Source organism: Paenibacillus sp. B46(2026), assembly GCF_056786355.1.
The window spans coordinates 1,302,606-1,315,256 of the sequence record NZ_CM165907.1; the positions used below are offsets into that span (position 1 = coordinate 1,302,606).

Genomic DNA, 12,651 nt, shown 5'->3' on the forward strand with positions numbered 1-12,651 from the left:
TGATTCAAAGGAGGAGAACTGATGCATCTGATCTTGAAAGCAAGCGGCGCTGACGCGGGGGTTGTATCCCATTTGTTAGCGAAGAATCCGCTGAATATATATGACCGCGTAGACAAAGGCGTGCGTGTAAGAATGGTGTACACCACGGCTACAGAGAACGAAACAGAAGTGCTGATTCATGCCGAGCCTGATCCAGTGGATCTGGTCAGGGGTACACCCGACGGGTATGACATTACGCAATATATCAATGATCGTGAGTTCGTGACCAGCAGCCTGTTCTGCTCCTACATACGTGCGGCGCTCGGGACGGCCCTGAATGGCAAGCCCAAGGAAGACTATGTGCAATGGGTAGGTCAATCTTTCGAGTTGGAACTGACCTTTGGCCCGGTGGCGTCCGATCTGCCGGATCGGGTTGTGGAGGAATTATTCTCGCCATTAGGATACGCAGTTTCGGTGGAACGTGGAGAGCTGTCCTATTCCTTTGATCTGAAAAATAAAAGCACAGTTCGCCATATCATCCTGCGTGGTCGTAATACGGTACAACATGCACTGCGTCAGCTCTTTCTGCTGATTCCAGTGCTGGATAATTACAAACATTATTTCATCAGTGAAGATGAGATCGATAAAATTAAACGTTACGGTGAAGGGTGGCTGGATGCTCATCCACTGAAAGAACTCATTGTGAAGCGTACGTTGCGTTTTGCCGAACTGATCCGGCAGTATGAGCGTCAAGAGGGTGCTTTGACTGTGTCCTTTGGACAGGAGAGAGGAATAGGTCACATCTCAGACACGGTTATTCGGGAGGATTACGTGGGGTATCGGGAAGGCGGAGAACAAGATCAACGTGGGCAATCTGAACAATCTGAACCGCCCGTGCGGTTAAACGAGTTGCGTTACCGTGTGATCACAGATGTGATTGCAGCGTTGCCAGTCAAACGGAGCATTGTTGATATGGGAGCGGGTGAAGGCAAGCTGTCTGCTCGTTTGGCATACATTCCTGGTGTGGAGTCGATTCTGGCCGTTGAACCTTCCGGCCAGTCGCGGCTCCGGGCCATGGAGCGCTTCGCGAAGCTGGAGGGTCGTTCTGGAGTGGTGGCTATGCCGGAGCCGATCATCGGTTCATTGTTTTATTTTGACGAGCAGCTGCAAAACCAGGACGTTATGATCCTGTGCGAAGTGATTGAGCATATTGAGGAATATCGTCTGAACGGAATTATGGATGCGATCATGAACGATTATCAGCCTGAAGTACTGCTGGTCACTACACCGAACAAGGAATATAACGATGTGTACGCAATGGAGCAGGAAAGTTTCCGTCACCATGACCACCGCTTTGAGTGGACCCGTGCGGAGCTGGCTTCCCGGTGTGAGGAATGGACGCAGCGGGGGAACTATGCCTATGAAATTAAGGGTATCGGTGAGAGTGTAGAAGGCTATGGACAACCTACCCAACTGGTCATTTTTGAGCGGAGAAAGGAGAGTCATTCATGAGGAGAAAAATGAGACCTAACGAAATATCAGATACAGGCAGAGGACAGCAGGGTTGGGAAAGTGGGACAGAGGAAAGACAACGTGAGATTCGTCTGCCTCATGCAGGTATCGTTGTTCTTGTCGGCCCATCTAACAGTGGCAAAAGTACGTTGCTGGATCGTCTCGTTGCAGAAAGCATCATTCGCCGCACGGAAGCCGTCTCATCCGATCAATTCCGCATGCTGGTTGGAGATGATGAGTATGTGGATTGGAAACATCGTCCGCGCAGCGAAGCGGATGTGATCTATGCGGAGTATCAGCACGTATCGGCCAAAGCATTTGAAGCGATGGAGGCGATGCTGGCAACCCGCTGTCGTCTGAACAAGTTGACCTGGGTTGATGCGACACATCTGTATCCCGAGGATCGCGAGCGCCTGATTCAGGTGGCTTGGAAAGCTCATGTGCCCGTGATTGCTGTGGTGCTCGATATCCCGGAAAAAGAATTGCTGGAACGTGATGCCCAGCGTGAGTATCCGCGTGGTCGTCAACGGGTGAAACAACAGGTGCAGCAGTTCAAGCGTACATTACGCTCAATCCGTGAGGATGGCTTTGATGCCAGTTATGTGCTGAAGCAGCCGGATGAGATTACGTTTGTCCGCACATCCAATCCGCTGGTGACCGACATGGGTGCAGGTATTGATATCATCGGAGATATTCATGGTTGTTACGATGAAATGATGGAATTAATCGTGCGTCTCGGGTATGTGGACGAGGATGGAAGTGGCTTGTACCGTCATCCTGAAGGACGGAAATTGGTTTCGGTTGGTGACGTAACGAGCCGTGGGCCAGAATCGTTAAAATGTCTGTTGTTCTGGCAACGTCATTGTGACGCCGAGCTTGCCTACATGATTGACAGTAATCACGGCTGGAAGATCGCACGGTATCTGGATGGTCGAGACGTGACGTTGAGTCATGGTGACGAACGGGTAGAGATGGAGTTGCTACAGCTTGAGCAGGAGCAAGGTCAAGAGACAGCAATGCGAGTACGTGCAGAGCTGAGGACCTTTCTGCTTGGTGCACCATCTCATCTGGTCTTTTCCCGGAACGGGGTAAGACAGGTGGTTGTGGCACACGCAGGGATTCGAGATCATTTTATCGGAAAACAGTCCAAACGCATTCAGGACTACTGCCGGTATGGAGATGTGGAAGGTACGGATGAGCAGGGTCGGCCTGTGCGCAAGGATTGGTACGTGGATCACAATTCGGGTGAATGCATCGTTTGGGGGCATGATCCTCGTCCATACCCTACGATTGTGAATGATACAGTCAATATTGATCAAGGTGTTGTTTTTGGTGGCATGCTCACTGCTTGGCGAATGCCAGAGCGTGAGGCAGTCAGTGTTCCGGCGAAGCAGGATTATGCGGGAGATCCGGATAGTCCATTAAAGCGCTGGGAACAGCGGCGTTTTGCTGCGCCCAACATACGTAAGTTCAAGGAAGGTTTCACGGTTCAGACAGCATCTAAACTTGATGTGTCTGTGCACGGTGAGGTGGCGAAGACGGCAATTGATACGTTTTCCCATTATACTGTGCCGCTGGAAGAACTGCTCTACATCCCGCCTACGATGAGTCCACCGCCGGGTGTGTGTTCTGTAGAGGGATACCTGGAGCATCCACAGGATGCATTCCAGTATTATCGCTCACAGGGCGTTACCCGTATGGTTGCCGAGAAGAAACACATGGGCAGCCGGGCCATTTTGCTTCTTTTCCGCGATGAGCAAGCTGCGGTGCAGCGAGTGGGCAGGCCGATGCTGGGGAACATTGTGACCCGGACGGGCCGATCCTTTTTTGACCCTTCGACAGAGCAGGATGTGCTTTCCAGATTACATGCGGACTTGAGCGCAGATGGTTATTTTGATCGTCATCAGACGGAGTTTGTATTGCTCGATGCGGAGATTGTACCTTGGAATCTAAAGGCGCGTGAGCTGATTGCTTCACAATATGCACACGTGGCCGAAGCCTCGCTCATGGATCGGTCTACGGTGCTGGACAAACTGCGTGAAGCTCAAGCAACAGGTCGTAACGTAAAGGAGTGGTTGCAGGAGACAGCAGGTAAACTCGCTAATGCCGAGACGTTCCGCAATGTATTCCAAAAATACTGCTGGGATGTGGATGATATCGGGGACATTCAGATTGCGCCGTTCCATACACTTGCACATAGCACGGGAGCATTTTGGGAGCAAACCCATGAATGGCATATGGAACAAAACCGTGAGTTCGCCAGGATGTCGACCTTGATGATGGAGACGGAATATCGCGTGATCGCAAGTGAGGCAGATGAAGCGGATGTCATTCGTTGGTGGGATGAGATTACGGCGGAAGGACATGAGGGGATTGTGATCAAACCGGAAACGTTCCGCGCCTGGAATAGTAATAAAATCATCCAGCCTGCGATTAAAGTACGAGGACGTGCATATTTGCACATCATCTATGGGATGGATTACCTGGCACCTGAGAATCTGTCCCGACTTCGTAAACGAAAAACGTCCAAGAAAGAACGTCACGCCTTAATGGAGAGTGCTTTGGGTATGGAGGGTATTGAGCGCTTTATACGCAGAGAGCCCGTGGAACGAATTCATGAATGCGTGCTGGCAACACTATCGCTGGAGTCAGAGCGAGTAGACCCGCGTTTGTAAACTGTTAAAGTAAAAGAATAAGAAATCCTAAAGAAGCAGGTTCGGAATTAATCCGCATCTGCTTCTTTTTTTGTGTATGAACTTCGTTAAAGGGAGTAACTTATCACGCATTTTTGCTTTGTGCTGCAACGTTTGAGGTGACCTGGATAATCAGTTGGTATGAGCAACGGCGCGAATCTCTATCAGTTGATGAGGGAAGGCGAGTCCGGATGTCCCGACCATCGTAACCGCCGGACGATGAGTACCAATGTACTCTTTATACACGGCAACACATGGCTCAAGATGCTCCTGCGGGTGAACCAGAAAAATCTCCAGTTCAGCAATGTTCGACTTGGTCACATCGAATGCGGCGAGCACGCGATCCAAGTTATCGAGTGTCTGGCGAACTTGTGCTTCAATATCATCCACGCCAATAAACGTCCCCTGCATATCATGCGAAAATTGTCCTGCAATGTAGATCGTACCGTTAATACTGTATCCCTGAGCAACGCTAAATGCTTCTTCCCACGGGACACCGTGGCTATATATTTGAGCTGTAGTCATATGTTTCTCTCCTTTGGAATTTAAGATAAGGTTAGGGCGTGTCTCAAAACTCGCTGAAGTGCATCTTTTACCGCCTTTTCGCTCCCTGCTGCGTCACTTTCCCTTGACGTGCCCCGGCACGCCTGCGAAAAACTTCCTTGCTTGGAACGAAAATTCGGCAAAATCTGCTTCCTTCGGAGTTTTCAGACACGCCCTAGTATAAACGGAGAAAAACGACTTGGGCAGTACGCACTTTCATGACAGTGACTATCCAGAAGGATAACGTGAACACAGTGTTTGTAAGCCTAACGACTCATTTCGGAGAATCTTTATATCAGGATATTTAATTTTGGCATAACTAACTTAAGTCCTATATCCTTCCATTACAATCTGGGTAATAATTATAGCAGGCAAGTGATTACTGGAATCTCATAACGTAACGATAGGGGGTAACCTGTATGGCATCCATGATTCTGCTGGTGAAACAGACGGAGGACGATGAGAAGGTTATTTATCGATTCGGACCGAATGAGCGAAAGATGGGGCTCATTGAGATGAATAAGATCAAGGAAAGTGTGAGGGAACTGGAACCTGTCCAGGTGGATGGGGTAAGCCCGAGTTTTTTCTTTAACCGAGCCGCGCAGCGTTTGGTACGATGTTTATTCAGGGAAGGCGGCAAGTTCCCGGAACGAACGACGTTTGAATCATAGTTTTAGCATCTCAAAAAACAAGCCCACAACCCTCTTCATGGGTCATGGGCTTGTTTTTTTATGTTCAGAACGTTTTGGCATAAGAGATCAGCGCCGTAATCGTGATGATATTAAGCAACGTTGAGATCAGCACCGTCTGGGCTGCAAAATCGGGTTCGTTGTCGTATTCTTCTGCCAGGATGGATGCGTTGACACCGGTCGGCATACCCGAAGCGATAATGAGTGCCTGTGCAGCAATTCCTTCCAATCCAAGCAGGAGCACAATTGAAATCCCGATAGCCGGGCCAATCAGGAGACGCAAAAATGTGCTAATATACACATCAAGACGGTACAGTTGGATTGGATATTTTACAATCTGTGCCCCGAGTGTCAGCAGCGCCACGGCAACCATACTTTGCTGCGCATAGGTCAGCGGCATGGACAGGAACGTAGGCAAGGGAACATGCCACATGTGGAACAGAATCCCCAGCAAGAGTGCATACGGAACGGGCATTTTAAGAAATCCAATAATCACGGCACGGTAATTACCTTTGAGCTTCGCTCCCTGAATGGACAACACGCCGTAGGTGAATGTCAGTAATGCTTGTAAAGACATGACCAGCGCCTGGATGGAAGAGGCGAGCGGATCACCGCGGAATACCAGTGCATTGATGGGCAGACCATAGTTGCCTGCGTTATCCAGCATGATACTATTGTTGAAGGCAGCCTTCATGCCTTTATTCATCCGAAGTGAGCGCGCAAATACAGAACCCACAATATAGAGAATCAATACATATATTGCGTAAAAAAGTGTCACAGTTCCGAGCAGTTCGCCCGACATATCCGAGTGATACATGCTCATAAAGACGGCTGCGGGGGTAATACAATAGAAATTGATTTTGGCGAGTGTGTACAAGTCCAGCTTGAACACCTTTTGCATCCAGGACCCGACGGCGATCAGGAGAAAGACGGGCAGGACGACTTCAAGCATGATGTCTGCAATCATCAGTTCAGCTTCCTTTTTCATGAAAATTTCAATCCGATTTCGAAAATGCTTTGCTTATTATATCATTTTATACACAACCGAACGTGGTAATAGGCTAAAAAACATCAGGAGGTGTTGCATCATGATTCCAGATCATCTGGATGTTGGTTTATCGATATTGTTTATCGGCTTCAATCCGAGCATTACGTCTGGAGAGACGGGTCATCATTATGCTTACAAAGGAAACCGGTTCTGGCGCATCCTTGAACGGTCTGGATTAACCCCGCGTTTATATGATGCACAGGAGGATGGAGAGTTGCTGAAGCTGGGATATGGATTCACGAATATCGTGGCCCGTCCCACCAGAGGTGTGGAAGATATTACGAAGGAAGAGTATGCAGAAGGACGCCAGATTTTACGGCAAAAGCTGGAGGACTACCGACCGGACATCGCCTGTTTTGTCGGAAAAGGCGTATATACCCAGTACAGCAAGCGCGCCAAAGTGCAGTGGGGATTCCAGGACGACCCGGTCGTCAAGGAGATTCAGGAGTTCGTCGCTCCGTCGTCCAGTGGACTCGTGCGCATGTCAATGGATGAGATTGTGGCGATCTATTCCCAGCTTGCTGATTTTGTTGCAGAGAAGAACAGGGAAGATTAAGAGGCAAGTAGGACAGGAGAGAAAGATAGCAGGAAGAGGTTACAACGGAATGTGTGATTCGGGTTGCCAGAAAATTCCCCACGAAACCTGTAGAGAATATGCAACAGCGATCACAGAATGTAGGTACGCAGAGTTCACCCAGTCGGCTTCGCCGATAAGGGCGAATTCTTTTTTTTGGATAAAGTGAGAGGTTTCGGGAACGGCTTCCGTCTATATAGTACAGAACCATGCATGGAAGCTGTAGAGAAGGGGGATTACATGACTCAACAGATACCGGAGGAGGAGCTTATTCAGCGCATTGTTGCTGGGGATAAGCAGTTGTTCTCCGTGCTTGTGGATCGATATAAAAATAAAGTCTACGGCATCATGCGGGGAATGGGTGCGAGTCATCCAGATGCACAAGATCTCGCTCAGGATACGTTTATTCGTATTTATCGCTATCTCCCGTCGCGGCGGGAGGGGAGTCGTTTCTCGTCGTGGGTGTACACCATTGCGGTGAATCGGATGCGGGATTTTATACGGGAAAAGAAACCCGTGATGACTGCGGTCGATCAGGGGATCGAACCTGTCAGTAATGAAACACCGGAAAAGCGTGTGCTGCATAAAGAGATGCAGCGTGAAATATACCGTGAGCTTGAACAGTTACCTGAATCGTATCGCCTGGTGTTATTACTGAAATACACAAACGAGTTGAGCTATGAAGAGATTGCAGACATTACAGGCATGAGTTCAACAAAAGTGCGAAACGCCCTTTATCGCGGGAAAAAAACACTGAGGAAGCAAATGGAACGCAAAGGAGGTTTAGCTACGTATGAAGCCTATTTCAAGGGATGAGGATCGGTTATGGGAGGAGCACTTGTACCGTGAGGAGCCGGATGCGGATTTTACGCTTAAGGTGATGCAGAAGCTGGATGGGGTGTCATTGGAAAGTGGAGAAGATGAGCATTCATTCGTAAAAAAATCCATGAGAGCGCATTGGATGCGCCGGACTGGAATCGCCGCAGCGGCAGTGGTGATCCTTGCCGGAGGGGGTTGGTTTGCTTTTGATCGAACAGCAGAGCCGCCCTCCCCCTCAGTGAGCGCTGTGGATCGCCCCCCGCTACCGAACATGCCTGTGCCGGAAGAATTGAAATATTCCTATTTTGCAGATGATTACAAACGTCTTAAACCTCTCGGACTTGTGGTTAATCCGGATATTAATATCAATGACCAGGGCTACACGCTTAAAATTGAAGACGTGCTTGTAGACCGATCTCATATGGTAATGACCATGCAACAAACAACACCTGATGGATTAGGGTTATCACGGTTGCTGTCTGAGATGGGGAGAATTCATGTTACGGATGAAGAGGGGCGACAGGTTGCTACTCTTGCAAGAGATACCAGAACTAAGGGTTCCGTATCTGAACGATTGTTATTCCAGTTTCATGATGAAATTCCGGATCAGGTGGTCGTGCGGGGTGAACTGCGTAATTTGAATTTGGGCAGATATTATGATTACGAGAAGAAATCCTACGAAGATAGAGATGTTACGGTGGATTGGAGCTTCCAATTCAATATCGATATGACCAAAGCCAAATCATTGGCTGTTGAAAATTCTATGGATAACACATATACGACGCCAGAAGGATTGAAGCTTGATATGACACAGCTTGTACGCACGCCAAACGGAACCCGGCTTGACCTGAATGTGAGTCTGGATGATGAACTTCGTGCCAAAGTTAATGAGGATTGGGCGAACTATATGAGCATCATCTACCATCTTGAAATCCCTGAAACAAATGAATACCGAATTTTCAATGGGATAAGACCAGATTCCCGTCAAGCCAAGTTTCGGCTCCAAGATCTGAGTGACTTAATGAATGGTGGGCCGTTGAAGTTGTCGGAGACATGGGACCCTGCATTTGTTACGGTAGATGCGAAGAACATTCGCTTTGTTCTGGATGGTTACACCCTCCCGGTAAAGGAAGAGAAATCAGTGGAAGTTGATCTGAGTAAGATGCGTAAGGACGCTAATTTTTATACTTTTGTACATTTTGAACAGCTTGGAGATGAAATATTATTTTATGATTTTGATTACGAGCCAGTGATGGAATCGTATGATCCTCCGAAGGTTGATGTAAAGAAAGGGTATTCACTAGTTCTAAAGGGAAGAGGGACGTTCCGAAATGCTTTCATGGGTGATCGCTGGGTTGCAGTAGATTCGGATGGAAAAGAGTATCCTGTTGAAGTGATCGGTTATCCGGATCAGCCTAATAATAATGGTGAATACGTTGAAGATGATCTGCAATTGAAGATTCGTGGTTTTAACGAAGAAAAAGGTACAAAATTCACCTTAAAACGTGAGGTGGTCGATAAAGAGTTCCTTGATGTGAATTGGGAAGTGGATCTTCCGTCGTACAATAGCCTGCCTTGGCTGAAATAACCACTAGTACAATTCTCAGACATGAAGTAAATGAAGCTTCGAATGGAAGATATAAGGGTGGATGGATCAACAGATTTAAGTGTGGATGTATAGACATATAAGTATATAAGCCTAATATACGAAAAGGCCCTGCATAAGTGGTATGCGGGGCCTCTTTCGTATGCACCAGACTTACGGGACAGCAAGTACCTAACGAATCCATCTTCAGAAAAGAGCAGTTACCCTTTCCGAATTATGCCGATTCCCTTGGAATCAACGTGGTCGATAACATAACCGTCTCTTTCGGTGTCCCCGGGCGTTCGATCCGGCGTTGTAAAGCTTCAACCGCACGCTGTCCAAGTTCCTCTTTGCACAGGTTAACCGTGGTCAGAGGCGGGGAGGACGTAACGGCAGAATGTACATTGTCGATACCGATGACAAGGCAATCTTTAGGCGTGGAGATGCCCATCTCCTGTAATTTGTGCATCCATTGCAAAGCAATATCATCATTAACACCAATCCAGGCATCGGGACGTTTGTCATCTGGCATGTTTTGAATGGTGGTTGCCAATTGGTTAACCCATTCGCCGTTCTCATACGGAATGTTCCATTCTCTGAAACTGGTAGTATGACTGGTGTCCACATGGAAATGATTCAGAGCCAGTTCAATGCCAATCTTCCGCTGCGCGAAGCTCGCAGCACGACCATCATCTGTGATGAGGCCGATCCGTCGGCAATTCATGGACATTAAATATCTCGCCACGGTGATGCCAGCTTCCAGATTATCATGGCTGATCGTATCACAATTCAGTAGGGGCTCCTGATGATCTACCAGAATAATAGGACGGCCGGTCTGAGAGAGTCGTTGCAGAACCGTATGAGGAAAAGCCCCCATGACAATAATCCCCGCACAACGTTCCCAATCCAAGTGAGGAGCAATGGCTTTTTCGGGAGAGGTGTTCTCATCCGTCACTCCGAGTGAGGGAGATACAATGGCATGATGCCAGCCACGCTCATTACAGGCGGAGATCATGCCTGACAGAACACGTTGCCAGTAGTGGGGTTCACCGCGGTTGAGTTGATTCATGCATATGAGAACGAACGGGGGATCGGACGGATCCACATGGTTTGCAGCAGCAGGAATATTGTTAGCACCCGGAGTGCTTTGGCGATACCCCAGTGCCCGAGCGAGTTCCAGAACTCGTGCACGTGTCGCTTCACTGACGCCCGTCTTGCCGCTGAGTGCACGGGAGACAGCATATTTGGATAATCCGAGCTGGTCAGCCAGCGTCTGAATGGATACTTTGCGTGACATATCATTACTCCTTCATTTGACGATCATCTTCTGACACAGTACACTTACAAATAATAATGTTATTATAATTTATCATAACAAAAATAACAATAGTGTAAGAGTGTTAGGGTCAATCTAAACCAATTTGCTAAACTTCAAATCAAAGGAGACGACATCCATGGAACAGTTCAGATTACCGAAAATCCCTATGCCGCATCTGGAATTGCCACAAGCTGTGCAGGATATTCTGACTGAGGCGGACGAGCGTTTGCAACATCGACCGAGATTACTGGCGCAGTTTCGAAATTGTTTTCCCAATACGCTGGAAACGACCACGAAGCTACTCGATGATGGGACAACCTTTGTGATTACAGGGGATATTCCCGCGATGTGGTTAAGAGATTCGGTAGAGCAGGTTATGCACTATGTTCCGCTTGCGAAGGATGACGAGAAGTTGCAGCGTATTATCGGAGGGCTGATCAAACGGCATACGTTCTACGCTGTTATGGATATCTATGCCAATGCATTCAATGAAACGGCGAATGGATGGCATTGGGATGCCAATGATGAGACGGAGATGTCACCGTGGGTGTGGGAACGGAAGTTTGAGCTGGATTCCCTTTGTTTCTCCATGAAGCTGGCTTATACATATTGGCGGGAGACGGAACTGACGGATATATTTGACGAGCGCTTCAAGAGGGTGATGGAGAATATCGTACAACTATGGGAGACAGAGCAGCATCACACAGAGCGTTCACCTTACCGGTTCATGCGTCGTAATTGTCCAGCCCATGATACGCTGCGTAATGAGGGGTTGGGTATGCCTGTGAATTACACGGGGATGATCTGGTCCGGTTTTCGTCCGAGTGATGATGCCTGTGATTTTCATTATAATATTCCGGCGAACATGTTCGCTGCGGTAACCTTGCGCCAGATGGGGGAGATCGCGAAGTGGGTGTTCCGGGATGAACAACTGGTGAGCCGGATGGCTCGATTGGAAGAAGACATACGACATGGCATTTCCCTGTACGGTACTTATCGTCATCCAGAGTATGGACAGATCTACGCCTATGAGACGGACGGTTACGGCAACTTTTGTCTGATGGATGATGCGGGCACGCCTGGGCTGATGTCCATCCCGTATATGGGGTATGCTTCGATCGAAGACATGGTGTATCAGAACACACGCCGATTCATTTTGAGCAAGGAGAATCCGTTCTACTATGAAGGGCAGGTAGCCAAAGGCATTGGTAGCCCCCATACCCCTCCGGGATACATATGGCACATGGCGCTATCCATGCAGGGTCTGACCGCAGACAATGACGAGGAAATGCTGGCCATGATTGAATTGCTGGAGAACACGGATGCGGATACGGGATATATGCATGAGGGTTTCCACGCCGATGATCCCAACACGTTCACAAGACCGTGGTTTGCCTGGTCCAACAGTCTGTTCTCGCAGTTGGTGTATAAGGCAATGAAAAAAGGAATTTTATAAAATGATGTAAAATGAGATTGTACTCTCCGTTTTCTTGTGTGTCAGTTTATATATAGGGATAGTGCAAATGAAGCCCGCGTTGCAGGAAGACTGCAGTGCGGGCTTCATTTATTTTTTACCTGTGTTGTAATCGATCCACTGATCTAAGTTAGTCTTAGTGAAAATGAGTTTACCGTTCAAATTAGCATAAGGTATAAACTGATATGTGTCATAAACTGATGATGTATTCTGTTTCCGATCAATATCTTTATTTATGATATCATCCAACTCAGATACAGAGAGCCGTAAATATTCAGCCGCATCTTATTTCGTTAACATAGTGGAATTTACTGAAGTTTGAATTGTCGGTAGATTTTCTGATTTCTGTTCAGAGGTAAAATAGCTGTTAACGAAGCTGCTTAGAATCAATGAAACGCCAATGATTAATGAGGGGAC

At 47.9% G+C, this 12,651-nt stretch carries 10 protein-coding genes; 7 read left to right on the forward strand and 3 right to left on the reverse strand.

Going from position 1 to position 12,651, the window contains the following annotated elements; genetic code table 11:
- Nucleotides 1–21: 21 nt before the first annotated feature.
- Both AC1S8V_RS05850 and AC1S8V_RS05855 read left to right on the forward strand, forming a co-directional pair.
- Nucleotides 22–1,491: a 3' terminal RNA ribose 2'-O-methyltransferase Hen1 gene (locus tag AC1S8V_RS05850; protein ID WP_482072829.1), complete on the forward strand. Its 1,470-nt coding sequence runs from the start codon at nt 22–24 to the stop codon at nt 1,489–1,491.
- Complete coding sequence (locus AC1S8V_RS05855) at nt 1,488–4,166, forward strand: polynucleotide kinase-phosphatase (RefSeq protein ID WP_482072830.1); 2,679 nt, start codon at nt 1,488–1,490, stop codon at nt 4,164–4,166. Before AC1S8V_RS05850 ends, AC1S8V_RS05855 begins: the two co-directional genes overlap by 4 nt.
- A 150-nt stretch (nt 4,167–4,316) precedes the next feature.
- Here the strand turns inward: AC1S8V_RS05855 and AC1S8V_RS05860 are convergent, their stop codons facing one another.
- Nucleotides 4,317–4,709, reverse strand: coding sequence for a RidA family protein (locus tag AC1S8V_RS05860; RefSeq protein WP_482072831.1), 393 nt, complete (start codon nt 4,707–4,709; stop codon nt 4,317–4,319).
- Between the two features lie 437 nt (nt 4,710–5,146).
- Between AC1S8V_RS05860 and AC1S8V_RS05865 the strand changes: the two genes are divergently transcribed.
- Complete coding sequence (locus AC1S8V_RS05865; RefSeq protein WP_145320846.1) at nt 5,147–5,398, forward strand: RNA-binding protein; 252 nt, start codon at nt 5,147–5,149, stop codon at nt 5,396–5,398.
- Between the two features lie 64 nt (nt 5,399–5,462).
- Here AC1S8V_RS05865 and AC1S8V_RS05870 read toward each other — a convergent pair whose 3' ends face one another.
- Nucleotides 5,463–6,383 carry an AEC family transporter gene (locus tag AC1S8V_RS05870; RefSeq protein ID WP_482074405.1) on the reverse strand — a complete coding sequence of 307 codons (921 nt, stop codon included), beginning with the start codon at nt 6,381–6,383 and terminating at the stop codon, nt 5,463–5,465.
- A gap of 121 nt (nt 6,384–6,504) precedes the next feature.
- On the opposite strand from AC1S8V_RS05870, the gene AC1S8V_RS05875 reads away from it, so the two are divergent.
- The 3 genes from AC1S8V_RS05875 to AC1S8V_RS05885 all read left to right on the forward strand — a co-directional run bounded on the left by AC1S8V_RS05875 (nt 6,505) and on the right by AC1S8V_RS05885 (nt 9,445).
- Nucleotides 6,505–7,020 (forward strand): mismatch-specific DNA-glycosylase, encoded by a 516-nt coding sequence (locus AC1S8V_RS05875; RefSeq protein WP_482072832.1) that lies wholly within the window; start codon nt 6,505–6,507, stop codon nt 7,018–7,020.
- 258 nt (nt 7,021–7,278) lie between these two features.
- Entirely contained in the window at nt 7,279–7,854 is a 576-nt protein-coding gene (locus tag AC1S8V_RS05880; protein ID WP_482072833.1) for an RNA polymerase sigma factor, read from the forward strand.
- The gene (locus tag AC1S8V_RS05885; RefSeq protein ID WP_482072834.1) at nt 7,832–9,445 is read left to right on the forward strand and encodes a hypothetical protein; all 1,614 of its coding nucleotides are present in this window, start codon (nt 7,832–7,834) and stop codon (nt 9,443–9,445) included. The genes AC1S8V_RS05880 and AC1S8V_RS05885 overlap by 23 nt, the downstream gene beginning before the upstream one ends.
- 232 nt (nt 9,446–9,677) lie before the next feature.
- On the opposite strand, the gene AC1S8V_RS05890 is transcribed toward AC1S8V_RS05885, so the two are convergent.
- Nucleotides 9,678–10,739, reverse strand: a complete 1,062-nt coding sequence (locus AC1S8V_RS05890) for a LacI family DNA-binding transcriptional regulator (protein WP_482072835.1) — start codon at nt 10,737–10,739, stop codon at nt 9,678–9,680.
- Between the two features lie 157 nt (nt 10,740–10,896).
- Here AC1S8V_RS05890 and AC1S8V_RS05895 point away from each other — a divergent pair, with 157 nt between their 5' ends.
- A complete protein-coding gene (locus AC1S8V_RS05895) occupies nt 10,897–12,216 on the forward strand; it encodes a glycoside hydrolase family 125 protein (RefSeq protein ID WP_482072836.1) in 1,320 nt (439 codons plus the stop codon).
- Nucleotides 12,217–12,651: the final 435 nt, after the last annotated feature.

Excerpts from the sequence above, each read along its gene's own strand:
- AC1S8V_RS05860 (WP_482072831.1), bottom strand. The coding sequence starts at position 4,709 with ATGACTACAGCTCAAATATATAGCCACGGTGTCCCGTGGGAAGAAGCA.
- AC1S8V_RS05890 (WP_482072835.1), bottom strand. The coding sequence starts at position 10,739 with ATGTCACGCAAAGTATCCATTCAGACGCTGGCTGACCAGCTCGGATTA.
- AC1S8V_RS05880 (WP_482072833.1), top strand. The coding sequence starts at position 7,279 with ATGACTCAACAGATACCGGAGGAGGAGCTTATTCAGCGCATTGTTGCT.
- AC1S8V_RS05865 (WP_145320846.1), top strand. The coding sequence starts at position 5,147 with ATGGCATCCATGATTCTGCTGGTGAAACAGACGGAGGACGATGAGAAG.
- AC1S8V_RS05895 (WP_482072836.1), top strand. The coding sequence starts at position 10,897 with ATGGAACAGTTCAGATTACCGAAAATCCCTATGCCGCATCTGGAATTG.
- AC1S8V_RS05870 (WP_482074405.1), bottom strand. The coding sequence starts at position 6,383 with ATGATTGCAGACATCATGCTTGAAGTCGTCCTGCCCGTCTTTCTCCTG.
- AC1S8V_RS05855 (WP_482072830.1), top strand. The coding sequence starts at position 1,488 with ATGAGGAGAAAAATGAGACCTAACGAAATATCAGATACAGGCAGAGGA.
- AC1S8V_RS05850 (WP_482072829.1), top strand. The coding sequence starts at position 22 with ATGCATCTGATCTTGAAAGCAAGCGGCGCTGACGCGGGGGTTGTATCC.
- AC1S8V_RS05885 (WP_482072834.1), top strand. The coding sequence starts at position 7,832 with ATGAAGCCTATTTCAAGGGATGAGGATCGGTTATGGGAGGAGCACTTG.
- AC1S8V_RS05875 (WP_482072832.1), top strand. The coding sequence starts at position 6,505 with ATGATTCCAGATCATCTGGATGTTGGTTTATCGATATTGTTTATCGGC.